The 19,635-nt window shown below is 50.8% G+C and carries 13 protein-coding genes; 3 read left to right on the top strand and 10 right to left on the bottom strand.

Annotated features, from left to right (window positions below; genetic code table 11):
- Positions 1–185 precede the first annotated feature (185 nt).
- From I9H07_RS19340 to I9H07_RS19330, 3 genes are read left to right on the top strand one after another with little or no spacing between them, the layout of a single operon-like run.
- Entirely contained in the window at positions 186–668 is a 483-nt protein-coding gene (locus tag I9H07_RS19340) for a GtrA family protein (RefSeq protein WP_329606842.1), read from the top strand.
- Between the two features lie 9 nt (positions 669–677).
- The gene (locus I9H07_RS19335) at positions 678–1,532 is read left to right on the top strand and encodes a polyprenol monophosphomannose synthase (RefSeq protein WP_236425513.1); all 855 of its coding nucleotides are present in this window, start codon (positions 678–680) and stop codon (positions 1,530–1,532) included.
- Entirely contained in the window at positions 1,529–2,989 is a 1,461-nt protein-coding gene (locus I9H07_RS19330; protein ID WP_236425514.1) for a hypothetical protein, read from the top strand. Before I9H07_RS19335 ends, I9H07_RS19330 begins: the two co-directional genes overlap by 4 nt.
- 105 nt (positions 2,990–3,094) lie before the next feature.
- On the opposite strand, the gene rfbA is transcribed toward I9H07_RS19330, so the two are convergent.
- The 10 genes from rfbA to I9H07_RS19280 all read right to left on the bottom strand — a co-directional run bounded on the left by rfbA (position 3,095) and on the right by I9H07_RS19280 (position 19,599).
- Positions 3,095–3,976: a glucose-1-phosphate thymidylyltransferase RfbA gene (rfbA, locus tag I9H07_RS19325; protein ID WP_236425515.1), complete on the bottom strand. Its 882-nt coding sequence runs from the start codon at positions 3,974–3,976 to the stop codon at positions 3,095–3,097.
- An 8-nt stretch (positions 3,977–3,984) separates the two neighbouring features.
- A complete protein-coding gene (rfbD, locus tag I9H07_RS19320) occupies positions 3,985–4,890 on the bottom strand; it encodes a dTDP-4-dehydrorhamnose reductase (RefSeq protein ID WP_236425516.1) in 906 nt (301 codons plus the stop codon).
- Complete coding sequence (rfbB, locus tag I9H07_RS19315) at positions 4,887–5,987, bottom strand: dTDP-glucose 4,6-dehydratase (RefSeq protein ID WP_236425517.1); 1,101 nt, start codon at positions 5,985–5,987, stop codon at positions 4,887–4,889. Before rfbB ends, rfbD begins: the two co-directional genes overlap by 4 nt.
- Positions 5,988–6,092: 105 nt before the next feature.
- Positions 6,093–6,980, bottom strand: coding sequence for a class I SAM-dependent methyltransferase (locus I9H07_RS19310; protein ID WP_236426222.1), 888 nt, complete (start codon positions 6,978–6,980; stop codon positions 6,093–6,095).
- A gap of 128 nt (positions 6,981–7,108) precedes the next feature.
- Positions 7,109–8,434, bottom strand: a complete 1,326-nt coding sequence (locus I9H07_RS19305; RefSeq protein ID WP_236427150.1) for a hypothetical protein — start codon at positions 8,432–8,434, stop codon at positions 7,109–7,111.
- 9 nt (positions 8,435–8,443) lie between these two features.
- Positions 8,444–12,232 (bottom strand): glycoside hydrolase family 99-like domain-containing protein, encoded by a 3,789-nt coding sequence (locus tag I9H07_RS19300; RefSeq protein ID WP_236432237.1) that lies wholly within the window; start codon positions 12,230–12,232, stop codon positions 8,444–8,446.
- Between the two features lie 185 nt (positions 12,233–12,417).
- Entirely contained in the window at positions 12,418–13,869 is a 1,452-nt protein-coding gene (locus tag I9H07_RS19295) for a hypothetical protein (protein WP_236427051.1), read from the bottom strand.
- Positions 13,870–14,112: 243 nt separating this feature from the next.
- Positions 14,113–14,631 carry a transcriptional activator RfaH gene (locus tag I9H07_RS19290; RefSeq protein ID WP_236423447.1) on the bottom strand — a complete coding sequence of 173 codons (519 nt, stop codon included), beginning with the start codon at positions 14,629–14,631 and terminating at the stop codon, positions 14,113–14,115.
- 100 nt (positions 14,632–14,731) lie between these two features.
- Positions 14,732–17,152: a glycosyltransferase family 2 protein gene (locus I9H07_RS19285; RefSeq protein ID WP_236423445.1), complete on the bottom strand. Its 2,421-nt coding sequence runs from the start codon at positions 17,150–17,152 to the stop codon at positions 14,732–14,734.
- Positions 17,152–19,599, bottom strand: coding sequence for a glycosyltransferase family 2 protein (locus I9H07_RS19280; RefSeq protein WP_236423443.1), 2,448 nt, complete (start codon positions 19,597–19,599; stop codon positions 17,152–17,154). Before I9H07_RS19280 ends, I9H07_RS19285 begins: the two co-directional genes overlap by 1 nt.
- Between the last annotated feature and the right edge of the window lie 36 nt (positions 19,600–19,635).

Below are 19,635 nucleotides of genomic sequence, written 5' to 3'. Positions count from 1 at the left end.
GCTGCCGGTTCTCCGGCATTTATCTGCAGCACGCCTGATGGGAGCATGTGTTTCATCATAGGCGCTGGTGATAGCACGGTGTGGCTTGCTAGATGGGGCTAAAAACTCTATCATTCCGGCCTATTTTTTGGGCGATTTCTGCGCGTTAATAAGCGTTTGTCAGCGTCAAAACCTTCGATACGGTAGTGAGCAGCGTGATACCAACATTAATACGACGAATCGCCAATCTGGTTTACAGGCTCACCCGAGGGATATTTCCGTTATCGCTCATATCATTCCTGATTGTAGGGTCACTCGGCGTGCTGGTGCACATGAGCGTTCTCAAGACGCTGATGCTGACCTCGACAGACAGCTTCCGGTACGCCAACGCAGGCGCGATGATTGTGGCTGCCAGTTTCAATTATCTGATGAACAACAAGTCGACTTACCGCGAGACAAGCCTGACCGGCAAGCGAATCATCGCCGGGTATCTGATCTATCTCACGATCACGTCTCTCGGCCTCGGTTTGAGCTTGCTGATTTCGGGAGAAATCTACGACCGTATCCAGTTGCCTATGATTTCCGCGCTGTGCGGGATCGTGGTGGGTTCGCTCTGGAATTACTTTATGTCGTACAACTTCGTTTGGAAAATGCTGTCTCCAAAACCCAAACCAATTGAACAGAATTAAGCAAAAATAATGAAAAAATTGATCTTCTTTGCCACCTACAACGAGGCTGGCAACGTTACCTCCATGATCGAGCGGATCACGGCCGCCGCCCCCGATGCGGATATCCTTGTCGTAGATGACAGCAGCAAGGACGGCACCCTCGATATTCTGGCCACGTTAGCAAGGCCGAGCCTGAAGGTGATCGTGCGTCCAGGCAAGTTAGGTCTGGGGACTGCGCATCTGCTGGCATGGAAGTATGCAATTTTTCATTCCTACGACATTCTTGTCACGATGGATGGTGACCACTCCCACGATCCTGCCGACATTCCGAAACTGATTGGCGCTCTGGATGCCACGACGGATCTGGTCATCGGTTCGCGTTATGCTGAAGGCGGAAAGTGCGATTACACCGGTTATCGTTTGCGTGTCAGTCAGGCAGCCAATAAGGCCGCGCGGCTTTTGCTGGGCATCAAGCTTTCCGAGTTCACGACCTCGTTTCGTGCGTTTCGCGTCAGCCGGTTGAACGCAATCGACTTTGACACGCTGGTTGTCGGTGGTTATTCGTTCTTCCTTGCGGTGATCGTCCAGGCATATCGACATGGTCTGAAGTTGTCCGAGCGTCCGATCCATTTCCATGAGCGTAATGCAGGCGTGTCGAAGATTCCGCCGCTGGAAATTTTTCGCGGCATCGCCAATCTGCTGAGACTGACGGCGATCAGTCATTTCACCAAGGTTTCTCCTTCGGTGAACAACGTGATAATGAAATGCGAGAAATGCCAGTGTGAATTCTCGTTGATCAAGGTTGATCAGCCGAACTCAAAAAGCATCAAGGACAACGTTTGTCTGAGCTGCGGTAACCGTCAGATCGGTGCAAAAAGCGCATGACGGGTGTATCCACCAGTGATGATCGTCGTACGCTTTTGCTGGGCGTTCTGCTTATCCTGTTGTCGGGCGTTATTGCGGGTGCAATACTCCCGCTAACCCAGTCATTGGCGGGCTTTCAGGATGGAGATGGCATTCTTACTTCTCTGATGTCGACCCAGAAACTGACCTGGTATTTCTGGGGTCAGGATCGCCTGCTGAATTTCATACCTGCATTGGCTTCTCCATTTACAGATGTAGAAACCAATCTGCGGGTGCAGGTCTTTTTTCGCAGCATGTTTGCTTACCTGTCCCCTCTGGGTATCTTGATCTTCTTCAATAGAAGCCCAAAATTCCTGCTTGTCGCAATTGCGATCACCAACATCATTTTGCTCGCCTGCTTGAGCCAATACGCTCAGTTCAACTTTTACGTCCAGCACAACACGTTCGGTACTTCGCTGGTTATGTTGGCTCTCGCGTACGCGCTGACTTACTCGCAGCTACCCAAGGCCGTCATCGCGGTGATTGCCCTTTTCGTGTGCAGCCTTGCTTACGCGACCAACTATGCCTTACTGACCTACGCGATCCCCGTGATCTTTTTGCTGGGCGTGTTGAGATGGCCTTTCTGGAAACGATATCTTTCCTTCTTTGTCATCAACTGCCTGGCTGTCCTTATTGCGCGCTATCACAGTCAGACATATGGCGTGGCGCCTACCGAGCTAGGTCTGTTGATATCGCCTCAGGCCGTTATTGACGCCCTGCACGTTATTTATCAGAACCTTAACTTGGGTGCGTTCCTGCTTTTTCTCGCCATCGCTTTGATTTGTTATCAGATAGCAGCGGAAAAAAAGTTTCTCGAGTTGAGTGGCGTGTTATGCGTCGCGCTAGCCATCGTGGTCTTGTTAGCAAACACGTTGTGGGTTCAGATGAACCTGCATAACGTGCGTTACTTCCTGACCAGCGAACTCATCATCGCCAGTGTCTTCGGGTTGGTCATTACCCGGACGTTGATGCTGGGTCAGTACAAGTACGCGTTGCTCATCCCTGGCCTGGCATTGGTGTATTGCATCTTCGTTCCCTTGGGCGGCTTCACGGCGACTTATAAAGAACTGGTCGGTGCGCCATGGCGTTCCAACTCCAAGGCAGTCGCCGATCTGGCTGTGAAAGAAAAAGCCGAAGTCATTACCGGTACTTTCTGGGACGTGTGGCCGGCCGTGTTCGAGACCAAGCATCTTCAGCGCACGCTGCCGGTTTATGGCGCTGCATTTCGGGGCGGCGTCCTCAGGGATGACTTCCTGGCAACGACCAAGGACAAAGGCGAGTTCACGGCGCTTTGCTTCTTCGATACCACCGAGTTGTGTGTTAACGAAATCGTTGGCAATTTCGGTGTCACGGGTGAGAATCACCTGATCGTCAAGAGCGTAGAACCTGTTGTTGCCGGTGAGAAAAAGCTGCTTAAAATGGTGCTTGAAGTCGATTGATTTCAAAGTAATCCATTAAGCTGCTTGGTACTGCAAAGGGCGCGATACTGTTTATAACGGTATCGCGCCCTTTGCCGGTTTAGCCTATCAAGCCGCCAGACTCAATCAGAAAATCTTTTCCTTCAAGACGTTTTTCAAATACTGGCCGTAACCATTCTTGATCAACGGCTGCGCAAGCTTTTCAAGCTGTGCGGCATCGATCCAGCCTGCGCGGTAGCAGATCTCTTCCGGGCAGGCGACCTTCAGGCCTTGTCGTCTTTCCAGCGTGGCGATGTACTGACCTGCCTCAAGCAGACTGTCATGCGTGCCGGTGTCCAGCCAGGCATAACCACGGCCCATGATTTCGACGTGCAGCTGCTTCTGCTCCAGGTACAGCGTGTTGAGATCGGTGATCTCCAGTTCACCGCGCGGGGAGGGCTTCAACTGACGCGCCAGATCCACTACCTGGTTATCGTAGAAATACAAACCAGTGACGGCGTAGTTAGACTTGGCAACCGTGGGCTTTTCTTCCAGCGACAATACGCGACCGCCGTCGTCGAACTCGGCCACGCCGTAACGCTCGGGGTCTTGCACGTGATAAGCAAACACCGATGCGCCGGATTCGCGGTTGCTGGCATTGAGCAGTAGCGACTGGAAGTCATGGCCATAGAAAATGTTGTCGCCCAGCACCAGCGCTGACGCATCGTTACCGATGAAATCCGCACCGATGGTGAATGCTTGAGCCAGCCCGTCCGGGCTTGGCTGCACGGCGTAGGTCAGGTTCAGACCCCATTGGCTGCCATCGCCCAGCAGCTGCGAAAAGCGTGGTGTGTCCTGTGGCGTAGAAATGATCAGGATGTCGCGTATCCCCGCCAGCAGCAGCGTGCTCAGCGGGTAATAGATCATCGGCTTGTCGTACACAGGCAGCAGCTGCTTGGAGACAGCGAGTGTGGCCGGGTGCAAACGGGTACCCGAGCCGCCGGCGAGAATGATTCCTTTACGAGCCATGAAAGTCCTTAGCGCTGAATTTCGTCCAGCATGCGTTGTGCGCCTTGTTGCCAAGGCGGCATCTTCAGTTGAAAAGTGGTTTCGAGTTTACCCAAAGCCAGCCGGGAATTGTGCGGACGTGGCGCCGGAAGTGGATAAGCCTCGGTAGGGATCGCCCCTATCTTGTCGGCCGACACCTTCAGCATTGCTCCATTGCGCTCGGCATGCGCCAGAACAAACTGCGCAAAACCGTGCCACGTTGTTTCGCCCGCAGCCGCCAGATGGTAAACGCCGGCCAGATCGGCCGAGTGTTGATCGCCAACGATACGGGTCAGGATGTGTGCCGTCACGTCGGCAATCAGTTCCGCCCCGGTAGGTGCGCCGTACTGATCAGCCACAACGTTCAGGGAGTCTCGCTCGGTGGCGAGGCGCAGCATGGTCTTGGCAAAGTTGTTGCCCTTTGCCGCGTACACCCAGCTGGTGCGCAGTATCAGCGCCTTGGCACCGCTGGCCTGAATCGCCTGCTCGCCCGTCAGCTTGCTACGGCCATAGGCCGACAACGGGCCAGTTGGCGCGCTTTCCTGCCATTGCTCTTCGCCACTGCCATCAAACACATAGTCAGTGGAGTAGTGGATCAACCAGGCACCCAGCGCCGCGGCTTCTCGCGCCAGCACACCGGGCGCCTCGCCGTTGATCAGCGCTGCCAGTTCCTGTTCGGTCTCAGCCTTATCCACTGCGGTATAAGCAGCAGCATTGACGATCACGTCCGGCGCCAGCTTGCGAACCGTGGCCGCCAGGCCTTGCAGATCGGCAAGGTCTCCGCACAAACCGTCGGCACCCTGGCGATCCAGCGCAACCACTTCACCCAGCGGTGCGAGGGCGCGTTGCAGCTCCCAGCCGACCTGCCCGTTCTTGCCCAACAGCAAAATCTTCATGCGTTGCTGACCTCATACTGTTGCACGATCCAGTCACGATAACTGCCATCCATGACGCCATTCACCCATTGCTGATTGGCCAGGTACCACTCTACGGTCTTGCGGATACCGGTATCAAAGGTCTCCGCAGGTTTCCAGCCTAGCTCGCGCTCGATCTTTCGCGCATCAATCGCGTAACGACGGTCATGCCCCAGGCGATCGGTGACATAAGTGATCAACTCTGCATAAGCGCTGACCGGTGCGCCCGTTTGCTGATTGATGACTTGGCGCTTGGCAGCGGGCGCCAGTTCGTCAAGCAGTGCGCACAGTGTTTGTACGATCTCGATATTGGCCTTCTCGTTCCAGCCGCCAATGTTGTATGTCTCACCCAGCGCGCCAGCTTCCAGAACACGACGAATGCCAGAGCAGTGATCTTCGACAAACAGCCAGTCACGAATCTGCTGACCGTCCCCGTAAACCGGTAGAGCCTTACCAGCCAGGGCGTTGACGATCATCAACGGAATCAGCTTTTCGGGAAAATGAAACGGCCCGTAGTTGTTCGAGCAATTGGTGGTCAAGACCGGCATGCCGTAAGTGTGGTGATAGGAACGCACCAAGTGGTCACTGGCTGCCTTGCTGGCCGAGTAGGGGCTGTTTGGCGCATAAGGCGTGGTTTCGGTGAACGCCGGATCGTTCGCGCCCAGCGTGCCATACACCTCATCAGTGGATACATGCAGGAAACGGAATGCAGCTTTATCGGCTGCTTCCAGACCACTCCAGTACGCACGGGCCGCTTCCAGCAAACGAAACGTGCCCATCACGTTGGTCTCGACGAATGCTTCGGGACCGGTAATCGAACGATCCACATGCGACTCCGCCGCAAAATGCAGCACGGCCCGTGGCCGATGCTCTGCGAACAGCCTGGTCAGCAGCTCAGCGTCGCCGATGTTGCCGTGTACGAAGCGATGCTGCTCATTGCCTTCCAGCGACTGGAGATTGGCAAGATTGCCTGCGTAGGTCAGCGCATCCAGGTTCAACACCGGCTCATCATTGCGAGCACACCATTGCAGCACGAAATTCGAACCGATGAAGCCGGCTCCGCCTGTTATTAGAATCATTTGGGCTCTTTAATAGAGTATTGGGTAAGAATGGAGAACACACTCAGCCAAAATGTAAAAGCGTTAAGCAAGCATGGGACGAAAATTTAGACAGGAAGCTATGTGTCAATCCTGAGTATCCATGCCGGTATTTCTGCGCAGTACATTAAGCTGTTTTTCTGTGTGTGAGAGCTGCTCCAATAACTGCTTTCGCCGTAGTTCCAGTTCGGTTATCTCTAATAGCTTCACGTCAACATGCTGCGGCGGTGATTCGCAAAAAGTGCCATCAACTTGCTTGACCGGGCATACAGGCTCATCTCGGCCAACCACGTGACGTACGCCTAACACATTTTGCTCAATCGGACGGCGAGTGATGATACACATCGAGTTGACAAACTCAACTGAATGTATCTCAGCCAACAGCTCTTCGCACAACGCTGAACTGATCCCGAAGGGCTGCAACGCCTGAGTTCTGCTAAGGTCTAGCTCCCAATGCTCATAATTTATGATGTCAGCAAGCACTTTGAAGAAAGCCATTGATGAACTAGGATTATAAAGGCCGCCCTCCCATTCTCCCCAGTAGCTGCAATGCAAATCTTCTGCGACGAAAATACCACCTTGCTTTAAACACGGGAAAAGGCAGCCGAAAGCTTCGATGATATCGCTGCTGGTATGAGAACCGTCATCGATGATGATATCCAGCGTCGTTGAAATAGCATATATGGCTGAGCGAGTGTGAACGTCTTTAATGTCGCCAATAATGATAGCGATTTTGTCAGACGAGTACGTCAGTTGGTCGCATTGGGGGTTTATGTCGCACCCTATGATGCTGGTGGCGTTTGGGAAGTACTTATTCCAGATTTCAACAGAGCCTCCATTCTGTACTCCGATCTCCAAAACTGAAACAGGTTCTAAACGTAAACGGTTGAAGAGACGTTCATATTCAGATAGGTAGATATCCCACTTATCCGATACAAACCCTTCGTGAGCGGCATAAAGTTGTGCGAGAGACATAAAGAATATCCTTGTGTAACCCAGTGCTGTGGATTGATGTGTTTTCAGTCTTAAGGTGTTGTAGCTGAAACCTAATTGCAGCACTGACACTCACGGCGTGAATGATTGTTATGTTGAATCTTGAGAGGTTATAGCATAGAGGTGTAAAACGTTTCGTTGCCACTGAGTGAGTGATCTTGAAGTTTCATAATCTTTCTTACCTCCAGAGCGCTGAAATTTTCGATTTTGGAGCGTATCAATCTTCTGACGCTGTGTGTGCCAAGATACTCAGGAGCTACATTAATAAACCTGGAGTTTGATTGCAATAATACGTATTTTGATTTTTCATGGCTAATGATCTCTGTGTCAAGCTCCGCAGCGCTGTGGACCAAAACAACCCGACGAAAATACATCTGGAAAAACTTGACAAAGTTGTAGGCAGACGAGCTTCCGAAAATCAGTATAGAGTCAGAACACAAAGGTTGTGTGTTTTCGGAAATTATAATACGTCCGTTATTTGGAATGTGGTTGTCATAGATGACAACCTCAGATGGTTTACAGTTGCGTTCAGATAGTTGAACTTTTGGTTGCTTCGGGTGCCCGGGCAACTTTTCAGAGAGGTCACCAATCGAATACTTAATGGAAAACTCGATGTGGCAGTGAAGATCAAAATTCAGAACCGGCAGGTTGAATCTGCTAAGGATATCCTTGAAGATAAGATAGGCACCATAGTCTGTCCAGTGAGTATCACCTTTCCAATAGCTCAATTCCCTATCTTGGATAAGTAAATCTAGAGGATAAATGATTTTTTGATGACCATTAAAGAGCTTCATGAATTGGCCGGGTGTGTTGTGTTCGCTCAATTCGTGAGGGTAATAATCTTGGAAAACGTATTCTTTTGACGGTGCTAAAACCATCAGCCATTCGAACTTGTTTATTGTTGATATGGATTGCACATCTGAGAGGTAGGTAATCCATTTCTCTTGATCTGAAACGGGGAACTCCAAATGCCCTGTGAACTGATCAACACTGTCATTAGAATCATTGTCAAGAAAAAGCCATTGATGTTTTCCGATTAGTACTTTTTGAGGATCCTCAAAGAAGAAGGTACCTACCCATTCAATCTTTTCCTCAAAAATAAAGCCGATATCAAAAGAGGCAATGGAAGACAATTTAGATTGAAGGGTTATGGAAAAACCACATGAACTATCGTTTGCGCCGTCTTCGGATTTACCGAAGACGGCCTCAATGACATCAGGCCTCTGGGTATCAAGGTCGGCATAATAAATTTCGTTAGAAACTTCTAACGCGAGCTTTCTTATGGGCCGGTGCCCGATCGCCCAGCCACTTATTTTTAAATAGTCTTCAGCCACTGACTGGCTGATCTCTGGTGCAGGCTCTTCAATATTCCAGCCTTTCAACAGTTCCTTGACGGCACTTGCTTTAGACGGGACAAAATTTAAGATTTTGTTCATGAAGTTTCCTCAATGGCTATTTAGTTTTTTCTTTATCTCCAATTTGAGATCTTCTACACGCTTCTTGCATTTTTCGAATTCAGTGTTGGTGATAACGGAGCTTCTCGAGGCCGTATCTGTAATGGCTAACGTATGCGATCTGTCAGTGCAGTGCAGATAATCACCTACATAAAAATTATCTTGGAGTGACGCCCAGTCAGTATTCTCTCCGTCAAAAATCTGCAGGGTCAGGTAATAATCTTCCATAAACTTCTGGTCTTCAAAGTAGTGAATGCTTGAGATATCTACTTTGGTAGTGTCCATCAAGAAGCTGTGGAGCGGTGCATGGTTCACGTCCAGAAAATCATTGTACGTGAATCCGTATTCATACGTTTTGTTTCGCTTGATAAGCTTTTCTTTATTGGACTCATAAGCGGTATCGTAAACCCTGCCAAAGCTAACCGCCTTTCCTGTAATGTTCAGGCGATTGACCAGGTAAGCGTATGAGTTACACATCATCAAGTCATCATGGTCAAGAAAAGCGACGTACCGGGACTCCGCAGCCTTCAATCCCTCGTGAAGCAACTTTGCACGAATATCACCGTTGTTATTGCTTGAGAAAAATTTATTTATCTTTACATCCGTAAAGCTTTTGTACTCGAATTTTGCACACAGTTCTGTTAGCTCTTTCAGCTGATGGGGCTTGAGGTCTTGAGCACAAATGACAGGTTTTACAACGCAAGAATGCACTGCTGAAAGACTGAGCAGCGCATTTTTCAACTCAAGGATACTGTCATTTTTATGGAATCTTATGACCGTTGTTATTTCTGGCATTTCAGCACTAGGGAGTGTCGATGTCTGAGTGGAAAAGGCTCGTGCTTTATGGCTTATCTTGTACGTGTCCGATTTTCTGTCGCTGGGTATCAGTATGACGGAGTTTTCATACGCACTTTCTCGTGTGACAGAGTCCAGCCCATAATACTCTTGAAGTATATGATGACGTCCGTATTCATTGGAGATAATGACCGAGTCCTTGAAGGAGTTATGAGTCTTCAGTATTTCCGTAATAAACGTATCACTGATCAAAGCCAGCTGTCGGAATTGTAACGTGCAATCTATTTTTTTCGGAGGATTATCTTTTACGTTACATTTGAGTTCTTTCAAGCGTTTTACGGCTTCGGTATTTTTGATGAAGACGGTAAGTTTGTAATTCTTTATGGCTTCGGCCAAGTGCCGAAAAAACTTGGCGCTGACAAATTTGTCATGGTTCAGATTATTGGTGAGATATTCGGGTAACTCAATTTCAACAACAAGCTTGGTATTGGCTACGGCCGCTGTGGGTTTATCATCCTGGTATTTGATTCCGGAAAGCGCTCGTCCCACGCTGTTCAAATAGGCGTAACCTGAATAGGTGTCGGGCTCAAGATGGGCGCCTTCTGCCCATTCGTTCCAAGCGTTAATGACCACCAGATGCCTGTCTTCAGGCAAGTTAGCTTTAGTGAACGCGATGGACTGTTCCAGCCACCCTTGAAATTTTTCAGGTGTGCTTTCATGTACCACATAGGATTCAGACCCATACCGTGCGGTGTTGTCCCACGTTGGTACGAGACTCCTGAAGTACTCAAACTCTTTTGAAGCATCCTGTTTTGCGTAGTAGGTAGCGACATCACCATAGTCCAAAACACTGCCATTAACGGGCCAGTATTTTTGTAGCGAATCCTTGATTTCGGATGTATTTCCGCCAGTCCAATCATGAAGCACTCGTTCCAAAGCCCCGTCCATACCATAGTCTCTAGGGTCATGCGCGCCCCTTGTGAGAATTGCAGTTATATAAAGAGGGGGAATGCCATGTTGAGCACAGATTTTATTCCATATATCGATGTACAGATGCGGGTCAGGAATGGAGGAGGGGCGGTAGATATAAAGTACGGGTCTGCCGGCTATCTTGATGTAGCGTTCATCTTTAAGAAACGGAATCAGGTAGTTTATAAAGTCTCTGGCATCCGACGCGCTATAGTGTTGGGCGAGCAACACCTCTGCGTCATTGCCATCCCAGCGTTTTGTCCAGTTTTCATTTGCCCAGCAAAAGCAGAACGGCATCTCAACGTCTTTGTTTTCCAACAGTATTTTTACCGGTTCTTCCAGAATCAGTTTTCCTGAAAACCAGTAATGATAGAAAATCTGACCGTGGACACCCGCATCGCGCATCAGGCTTGCTTGTTTTTTTAGAATAGCCGGTGAGTCCAGAAGGTAGTACCCAATGTCTTCATGGGGCCTGTGCTGTTGGTAGTGGCCTTTGAATAATGGGGTGGAGGCTTTTACTTTGGTCCACTCAGTAAAGCCTTTGCCGTGCCATTCGTCGTTTTCAGGAATGGGGTGGAATTGCGGTAAGTAAAAAGAAAGAATTTTTACGGTGTTCTCTTTGATTTTGCCTACGTACGACTTCTTATTTTCAAAATAAATTTTGTTATTTAGATAATCGTTTTTAATTAATTTGAATATTCGGCCTGGTGCTGCGCATGAACTGATAAGTATTATTCTTTCAAGGGCGTGTGCCAATGTGCCATCTGTAGGGATGGGTTCTTCAGGAAAGTCATCCCAATCAAGAGGGATATTTAAAAACGACTGAATACCTTCTTGGCGAGCCCAAAACATAGAGCCTTCTGGGAACTCTGTTTTGGGGAAATTGGAAATATCAGTATCGAGGTGGTCGCTTAAAATATGCGTGGCTATCTCACGATTCTCGGACCATCCAGTTGGGTCCTTCATATAATAATTTTGTCCGTCTGGATAAATTATTTTTGCATCGCCTTTTAAAAGAGTCAGGATTTTTTTCACGCCTTCGCGTGACCCAAGCAACGAGTCTAGGATGTCATCCCCCCACTCTGAAAGCGCCTTGGTATGTTCACTTTTTTTAGTGTGGATATGGCAGATTGCATCATAAGCCTGAAGCTCGTTACCGAACTCAATGATAAATGGAGCAACGTCCCTGCCTCGATTAGGAACACGTTTGATCTGTATTCCTTTGACGTGTGTGACGCTATCCCACACTACGTTTTTGAGTGCTTCATGGTCTACGTCGTGGGGGGTTGATATAAATAAATCAAAGTCTATTGGGATGTTGTTGAGGTGCTGACTGATGACGTTCAGAAGGTCGGTGTAGTAAAGGTGTAGATGCACCCCGACCCTCATGCCTTCTATGGACTCATTTAGGTTTATATGGCTGGTGTTTTCAAGATAGAAAGGAACAGCGGCAATGTTATAATTTTCAACCGTCTCATCCAGCAGCGTTGGCCATTCATCTTGATTGAACAGGCTCTCAATAGCTATGAACTCTGCTTTTAAGACGTTCAGCTCTTGCTTTAACTTGTCGATGTAGCTTTGGTAGGAATGAACGCGGCTTTCATTTTTTCCGAACATCTCATAATGTTGTTTGGCTGAGGTGAAAACGTGCTCATTAATAGCACTTTCAATATCGGGGTACATCGCGAGATAGACTGAACTGTTAAAAGCTTTTTTATCACCAGCGCTGCGCTCGATTATCTTGAGAGTCAATTCTTTATCGTGTATAGAGTTTTTCAGCGCGGTGATTATTTTTTTGCGTTGCTTGCTGATTTTTTTAAATAGCTTGTCGTGGGGTGTCTCTATTATTTTGCTTTTGTCTTTTAGTTTTCGCTTGGCGTAATCAATATTGTAACTTGTGATTTTTTCTAGTTTTGGGTTTTCATTGCGGGCCAGCTTATAATAGTTGATGGCCTCTTTTAACTTCCCGAGTTTGAATTTTTCGTTGGCTATTGAGAGTAGGCTCTTGTCATTCATAGGAATTAAGTTTCACATGATCAATGAGTTGGGATGCAGGGGTGCTTAATTTGTGGGGCAGGTCTTGTCTGGAGATGTCATATTCTAGGGAGGATTTTTTGTATTATGCCCTGGTGTAAAGCTGGTCTTCCACGATGTATATCGAACATTGTGTCGATTCCTGAAGTGACGAATTCATTGGCGTATCAGACTTTCTGCAGCTTCTGACTCTCAGTGCTTTTGCGAGTAAGAATGGTTTTTATTGAGCTGCCGAGATACCGCCATGATTGCCAATCATTGCGTGCGGAACTATATTTCTGTTGAAGCTCCATCATCTGGGTATCAAGGCTGGCAATCAAGGAAACAATGAAGAGTCGATCATCGCCATCCAAAGCATTCCAGACACGTGTATCTATCATATTTGGCTGAGCAAAGCGCAGCTCTAGCCGATCGCCATGTTCGTCCTCGATTTCTGCGAACCAGCTCTTTAGCACTTCAGAAGCTTTTTCTGGAAACTCAAGGCGAGGATGCTGATCGAACGATTTTCCAGGTTCGCTAACAGTGGCCAAGCGGTAGTCGAGATGCTTCCATGAACAGTCACCGAGTTGCAGGGATTTCAAACGAATTCCAATGCTGTGGTAATTGCCCGTCTCCAGAGAGTTATACAAATCAATGGTGTCATAACGAAGTACATTGGGCCATTTGGTCAATATATCTTTGAACTCGATGAGCCCATCTTTCAATTCGCCAGCCTCTAGCCCTTCTGGAAGCTTGCAGTCTGAACGTGCTAACAGCTCAATGAGTCGACCTGTCAGTGCCTGTATCATGTTCCAGTCAGAAGAACCCAATATATTAAATACATTGTCGCTTCCGTGCGCGCCGGAGGCTCTGGATACCACGCACGGTAGCTCGTAATGCTGCGCATAGGTAGTTGGCCAACGCACCAGCGGTGAAGATAACGATTGATCGGCCCGCTGAATAATTATTCCAACAATACCGTTCGATAATACTGTTCTAAAACGAAGTTTGGAAATCAGGCGCTTATCGAGATTGACGTCAGTCAGGCACCATTGCGCAACCTGATAGTCGTCATCCGTTATGGCGTGGGATATTTCCAGCGTGTCAAATTCCCACAATGCTGGATGACGCTCAAGTAAACGATTTAAACGCCTTTGCCCCGCATCACTAGCTTCCTGCGCAAAAAAAGAGCGCTCTAGCTCTTCTTGAGCATCGTGCAATGCAGTCAATAGCTGCTGGTTTTCTTTTTCTTTTTCGCCCAGCATCATTTTGTATTGCTGCTGTTCCATAGCAACAGTATGCAACTTGTTTTTCAGCTCTGCTTTTTCAGATTCCCATTCGACGACTTCAGCGTCTTCACGCTCCAGCAATGTAAGTTGCTCAAAACGCTCTTGCAATTCGTGCAGTTCTGAAATGAGATCGTTCACTTCTGAGTTGTGTTTTTCCTGGGTTAACACAGGCACGACTTTTGAGTGGTTATTATTGATGAGGGCGTCTATCTGTTTTTCCAGCGTCACTTTTTCAGCGATCAAGCCGGCCAGTATTGAAGCATTTGCTTCGTCAGCAATCAACAGTCGTTCGAAATCTTCCTGAAGCTCGTGAAATTGGCTAATCAAAGGAAAGCTGTTATCTGTTTTCATGTACCTATGCCTTCTTTCAAGATTAGCAGTTGGCTCTGATAGAGTGTTCAAGTCTTAAATATGTTGCGGGTTAACGTGTTGTTTAATTCGGCGGCTTTTTGGCACGCTACCGCCCCAGGATTTATTGTTCTTTCCTGACGACGGTTAAAATCAAGATCCTGATGTGAGGGATCTTATATGTTAAGTATAAAGCGGTTCAGTGCTTTGTACTTTTTGACGCCCTGAATCGACGTCATGAAATCTTCATTTTTTCAGGCTTTCACTGTGAAGAAAACTAACCAGTAGCAAGGTTCGCTCCTCATGACTTTTGGCGGATAAAACAGTTGTTATCTCACTGCTGCTGTAGCCCGAAACTGCTTTTTCATTTTCTGGGTTTACGGGTTTTAAACTGTTTAAAAACCTTGCTCGATTCTTTATGTCCTGAATGATTTCGTTTTTCACAGCATGGGCTCGACCGCCAAATTTGACTACGGTCAAAACACCTTTAGTCGAACGTATAGGCTCCCAATTATCAGCCGTGCTGAGGTGTATAAATAGATAGCCTGGAAATAACGACTGAGGGTGCTTAAAGTTCGTGCCAGAATGGTTTGAGTTGTTAATTATTGGTCTGAAATTAGTATAGCCTTGGGCAGTGAGATTCTCTTCCGCACGACTGTCCTGTCCAGATTTGCATTGAACTAAATACCATTCTTTCTTTGCTTTTTTTTCCAAAGGCAAACCTTCAGGCTTCTCGGAATAAGACCCTGAAAATTCGCCATCCATAGCGCGTTTATCCCTCAAGTATGTGCGGCTCAGTAAGCTTCTTTTTGAGTTCATTTTTCTCGCCAGTCACTTTGGAATCGTTAGCTGTATGGTACCTATGCTAAGCATGTATTTGTTCACTACTTCTTGGCGCTTTAAGAGCCGTAACGGCATTCCTTTTGGACCCACTCCTTGGCGGCATCGCCAACCCCCCATAAGGCCCACTCAGATAATCCAGACTCAGCGCCGGGTGATAGTAAGGGTCGCTTTGACCAGACTGTGCCCAGTGCTCAATAAAGCCTTGTTGCTCACGTTGACCTCGTGCGCGCTTCTCCGGCGTCTGGTCTTTGCCTCGGCTGGCCGACTCGGCATGAATCAGTTCTGCGAAAGGCGTCCATATCAGGTTCAAGCCTTTCTGGCGAATACGCAGGCACAAGTCAACGTCGTTGAACGCGACCGGGAAGGCTTGCTCGTCCAGCCCCTGCAGCTCGTCGAAGACCGATTTTCGTAATAACAGACACGCTGCCGTGACCGCACTTTGGCGTCGAGTGATCTGATTCATGCCCAGATAGCCTGGGTCGCGTTGTTCCAGGTTGTTGCCGGTGTGCGCAGCCAGCCCATTAACGCCCACCACCACACCGCCGTGCTGCACCATTCTATTTGGCCACAACAGTTTGGCACCCACTGCGCCAACCCTTGGACGTATCAACTGGCTGACCATTTCCTTCAACCAGCCAGCATCAATGATTTCAATGTCGTTGTTGACCAGGCCAATCAGCTCACCTGTTGCGTGGGTAACCGCATAGTTATTGATCGCCGAGTAGTTGAACGCATGAGGGTAGGGCAGCACCCTTACGCCGCGCTCGGACAACTGCTCCAGATAGGTGAGGGTTTGCGGGTCGCTGGACTGGTTGTCGACAACGATGATTTCCACATCTGGATAGTCAGTCGCGGTCAGCAGCCCTTCGATGCAGGCGTGCAGCAGCGCAAACTGGTCGCGGGTCGGAACAATCAGGCTGACGCGAGGCAGGCTGACGGGTAAGGGCCATTGCGCGCGAAGCAGCGCTGGAAACTGGTGCAATGGAGCGACGTTGACGCCCGGCGTGAGGGTCTCGCAGAGCCAGGTGATGGCCTGCAGACGTTGCGCAGAAGGTTCGGCCTGCTCCGGGCTTGCCGGGGCGGAGTGGTTGCGATGGTAAAGCACGTGTGGCAAGTGCGTCACAACAGCCTGGCTATTTTCAGTAGCGAGGGCGATGGCTGCAATCAGGTGATACCCATCGAGCGTTTGCTGCCTGTCCGCCGGCAGCAACATCAATGCCTGGTCGATGATTGCTGCGCTGAAGATCGCGCCGGGGGTGAAGATATCGGCACCGATAAACAGGTCTATGTCCCAGACCGGTTTCATCCACGGCAGGCTGCGCTCCCCCTGTGGCCCGTCGCGATCACAATCTGCATAGCCCCAGCTGCTGCCGTCTTTGAGTAGCGTGCTGAAGTGCTCCAGTGCGTGCGGGCTCAAATGGTCGCCGGCCATTACCGGGATCACGGCTTCACATCCGGCCTGAAGCAAGTGCTTGAGCGCAGGCATCAGATCACTTGCAGAAGCTGTGGCCCGTTGATGAGGCAATGATCGTTGCGCTTCAAGGCTGGCCAGGCTGATGGCCTCCAGCGCAGTATCGCCTTCGCTGACCAGCAACAGGCCGATCTTGGTCTGCACCGGTTGATCGTCTGTCGGGGCGGCAGGCCGGAACCGTTCAAACCACTCCGGGTAATGATGAAAGCCTGCGCTTTTTGGCAAGCGCATTGATTGGTCTTTGGCCAGTTGCGTCAGCAACGCCAGATTCTGTTGGGTGGGCGCTCGCTCCTGTTCTTTAAGCAAGCCTTCCAGCCCGTCGTGCCAGCAGCATAAGGTGACCGGGCTGCCTGATAACGGCTGTCCAAGGTCGTTTTCGATCTCCAGGGTATGCAACTTGCCATCGGCCAGTTCCCAGGGAAGGTCGACACTGAAACCGTGGTCACTGGTCGTGCGATAGACCAGTGCCTGGTGATGGGTGTCGCAGGTCACCTGGCCCAGTACCCGGCTGCCTTCACGTATGGTGATCTGTACGTGACGTTGCGGGGCATCAGGGTCCCATGACCAGCCGCCGATTCGCAGTCCGCCACTGTGCCAGACCTGGGAGGCAATCGGTGCCGGCTCCTTGCTGGGCGCGGCAGGCAGATGCAGATCACCCATTAGCCAGGCGTCGCTGTTGGCCACCCGGGCACTGATGTGTTTTGCGTCGTCCAGCCAGCCTTGTCGAAGCTGGACGCCAAAGCCGTTGAACTGGTCGCCTGCTTCTGCGCCAGGGTGAAACTGGTCAGCCCGTACCAGTGAAACACAGGCGCCGTCGATATAGACCTCGACCACCAGGCGCTCATCCGGTTGCGCGGTATTCAACGCCCATCCTTGCAGAACGTCGCCATACAGGCCGGTTATTGCGCCGCTGAAGCGCGTGTCATTGAAATGATGCCCTGCTTCAGGCGTATTCAGCGTGTGTTCTGACATCAGGTCCGACTCAACGAAATAAGGAGTGTGTCGATGGGTAATGCTCCAGCTTCATGGGCGATCGAACCAGCCGGAGCATACAAGGGCAGACCCAGCTCTGCCGCCAGACCTGGTGCATGCCATGAGGCGCCGGGGTTCTGCTCCAGGCTCAGTGCGCAATTGCATCCGGCCAGCAGGAGGCAGTCGCTCAGGCTCAGTCCTTGTGTGGTTGGCAATGCATGAATTGCGCCAGTGCTTAACAGCTGTTTGACCCACGGGCCGTCGCCATGCACCAGCAACAGCACAGGTTGTTTTTCGCGCGTGATGCGCCTGCCCAGCTCGACCCATTGCCCGGCAATGTCAGGGTTTGAAAGATCGTCTGCAATCAGCAGTGTGCCTGATGTCGCCTGGTTTGCCGGCAAAGCCGGATCGGCCTGCTCGATGAGAATATTGGCTGCAGGCAGAACGGCTGCATAACGCTCGCGCAGCCCGTTCCATGGCAACTGAACACTGTGTGCGCGCTGAGCGAAGTCTGGCCAATCGCAGCGAGTATTCGGCTTCAGCAGTTCATCGTCGCGGCAGATGATTCGATAGGGCTTATCAAGTTGGGTAGGCAGCGCGTAAAAACCGACTGGGCAATTCGCCAGGTTCTGGTAGATCAGTTCGTCCAGTGGCAGGTTGCGCAGGTCCTTTAGCAGTTGCTCGTTATCGGCAGGCAACTCGTAATCCAGGCTGAAGGCCAGCGGTATCAGTTTGGCCTGTAGCGTTGCCTGGGCATGCTGGCCTTTGTTCCGCCAGGTCAGGCTTAAGGGCGCTTCTGGCGCTGAGTTATCACCGATATGCAGTTGCTTCAGCTGCGGTGTCGACAGCTGTTCGGCCAGTTGAGTAAAGCGCGCGCGTTGCAAGGCCTGACGGGCTGGCCTTATAGGGTCACGCAGGCAGAAGTTTTCGTAGCGTGCCGGCGCGTCCGGGTAGCGACGCTTGAGGATGGCATTGTTATGCGCCACCCGCAGCGCCTTCTCGGCACCAAATGAAATCCCGCCCTGGTGCGCAACGAATACAGTCGGTGCGCCCACGTGTCGCCAACCCAGGTTGCGTGCTCTCAGGCACCAGTCGGTTTCTTCGCCATAGCCGCGCAGCAGTTCGACCTCGTCCAGATAGCCGACGCTGTCGAGGGCGCTGCGTTTGATATACAGACAAAAGCCGCAGCCGGTTTCGATTTCCATGGCCGGGCTGTCGGTCTGCTTTGCCAGATCATCCAGTTGCGCCTGTTCGCCCGCATTGGGCATGGGATGGCTGAAGCGGCTCTCTGGAAAGCTCATCAGTTCGCCGTTATTGGTGAAGGGCGTAACCGAGGCAATGGCTTTGTCGCTGTAGGCGACGTTGCGCAAACGGTCCAGCCAATCGCCATGCACGCGGGTGTCGGCGTTCAGCCAGATGACGTCCTGCTTCGGGCTCAGCGCCATTGCACGATTCATGCTGCGGATGAAGCCCAGATTGATGGGGTTCTGGACCAGCGTGATCTTGCCTTTGCCGGCGAGAACCTTGAGGGCTTTGCGCAGCGCGGGCACCGGCGTTGCGTCTTCGATCACCACCAGGCGGTGGGGCGTACGGTTTTGCTTGCGCGCCTCCAGTGCACTGTTAATGCAATCGAGGGTTTCCTCCAGTCCGTCGTACACCGGAATCAACACGTCCACCGGCTGTTTCTCACCCACCTTCGGTGCAGGTGGCGGTGCCACGAAGACCGGCATGGCCGACACGGGGCTGCCCAGCAGCGCAGAGCCGTTATCGAAACAAATCTGCACGACAGGCGTGCCATCAGGCACTTTGATACGGATACCGCCATGAGTTGCAGGCAATCCGGCAGCCGTCAGCAGCGGGTGTGGCGCGCTGGCAAGCATGTTCAGCAAATGCCCGTTGGCTTCCAGTTTCAGTGATACAGCCACCTGCGGGTTGTGCACATCGATGGCCCAGCCGTGGATTTCCTGAAGCTTTGGCAGATAGCGCACCACACCCAGCGTGCCCGCTGTCTGGGTTTGTTCAGCCAGCAGTTTGAGCACCAGAGCTAGCTCGTTGGGAGCAGTGATGTCGGGTAAGTGCGCCAGAATGATGCGCCGCAGGTGTGCGGGCGTTTCCGATTGGCTGCGCGCCTGCCAGAGGGTCATGCGCACGGACGGATCATCAGGCAGTTTCTGCCAGACGCCCGTCAGGTACTGACTGGCAAGCGAATGTTGACCCTGGGCAATGATGCTGCGGCCGAGCAGGGCATGGATGTCCGCGCGTAAAGGAAACGCATGGGCGGCGTTGAGCAAATAAATAAAGGCAAGCTTCGGGTCCTGTGGCAGGGCCTCGATACCTTTCCAGACAAGTGCTTCCGGACGGTATTCAGGGGTCTGCAGTGCACACTCGAGTGCCGTGGCGGCAAGGCCAGGTTCATCGGCCTGTCGATGGCGATGAAACATATCCATGAGCGTTTCTCGCTCACGGTCGAGGTGTCTGGACAT

The organism is Pseudomonas syringae (assembly GCF_023278085.1).
Classification (GTDB): domain Bacteria; phylum Pseudomonadota; class Gammaproteobacteria; order Pseudomonadales; family Pseudomonadaceae; genus Aquipseudomonas; species Aquipseudomonas syringae_Q.
This window is presented reverse-complemented; position numbering and strand designations above follow the sequence as displayed.

What these genes read in the sequence shown, in the direction of transcription:
- I9H07_RS19335 (WP_236425513.1), top strand. Translation starts at nt 678, where the DNA reads ATGAAAAAATTGATCTTCTTTGCCACCTACAACGAGGCTGGCAACGTT.
- I9H07_RS19330 (WP_236425514.1), top strand. Translation starts at nt 1,529, where the DNA reads ATGACGGGTGTATCCACCAGTGATGATCGTCGTACGCTTTTGCTGGGC.
- rfbA (WP_236425515.1), bottom strand. Translation starts at nt 3,976, where the DNA reads ATGGCTCGTAAAGGAATCATTCTCGCCGGCGGCTCGGGTACCCGTTTG.
- rfbD (WP_236425516.1), bottom strand. Translation starts at nt 4,890, where the DNA reads ATGAAGATTTTGCTGTTGGGCAAGAACGGGCAGGTCGGCTGGGAGCTG.
- rfbB (WP_236425517.1), bottom strand. Translation starts at nt 5,987, where the DNA reads ATGATTCTAATAACAGGCGGAGCCGGCTTCATCGGTTCGAATTTCGTG.
- I9H07_RS19310 (WP_236426222.1), bottom strand. Translation starts at nt 6,980, where the DNA reads ATGTCTCTCGCACAACTTTATGCCGCTCACGAAGGGTTTGTATCGGAT.
- I9H07_RS19305 (WP_236427150.1), bottom strand. Translation starts at nt 8,434, where the DNA reads ATGAACAAAATCTTAAATTTTGTCCCGTCTAAAGCAAGTGCCGTCAAG.
- I9H07_RS19300 (WP_236432237.1), bottom strand. Translation starts at nt 12,232, where the DNA reads ATGAATGACAAGAGCCTACTCTCAATAGCCAACGAAAAATTCAAACTC.
- I9H07_RS19295 (WP_236427051.1), bottom strand. Translation starts at nt 13,869, where the DNA reads ATGAAAACAGATAACAGCTTTCCTTTGATTAGCCAATTTCACGAGCTT.
- I9H07_RS19290 (WP_236423447.1), bottom strand. Translation starts at nt 14,631, where the DNA reads ATGGATGGCGAATTTTCAGGGTCTTATTCCGAGAAGCCTGAAGGTTTG.
- I9H07_RS19285 (WP_236423445.1), bottom strand. Translation starts at nt 17,152, where the DNA reads ATGTCAGAACACACGCTGAATACGCCTGAAGCAGGGCATCATTTCAAT.
- I9H07_RS19280 (WP_236423443.1), bottom strand. Translation starts at nt 19,599, where the DNA reads ATGGATATGTTTCATCGCCATCGACAGGCCGATGAACCTGGCCTTGCC.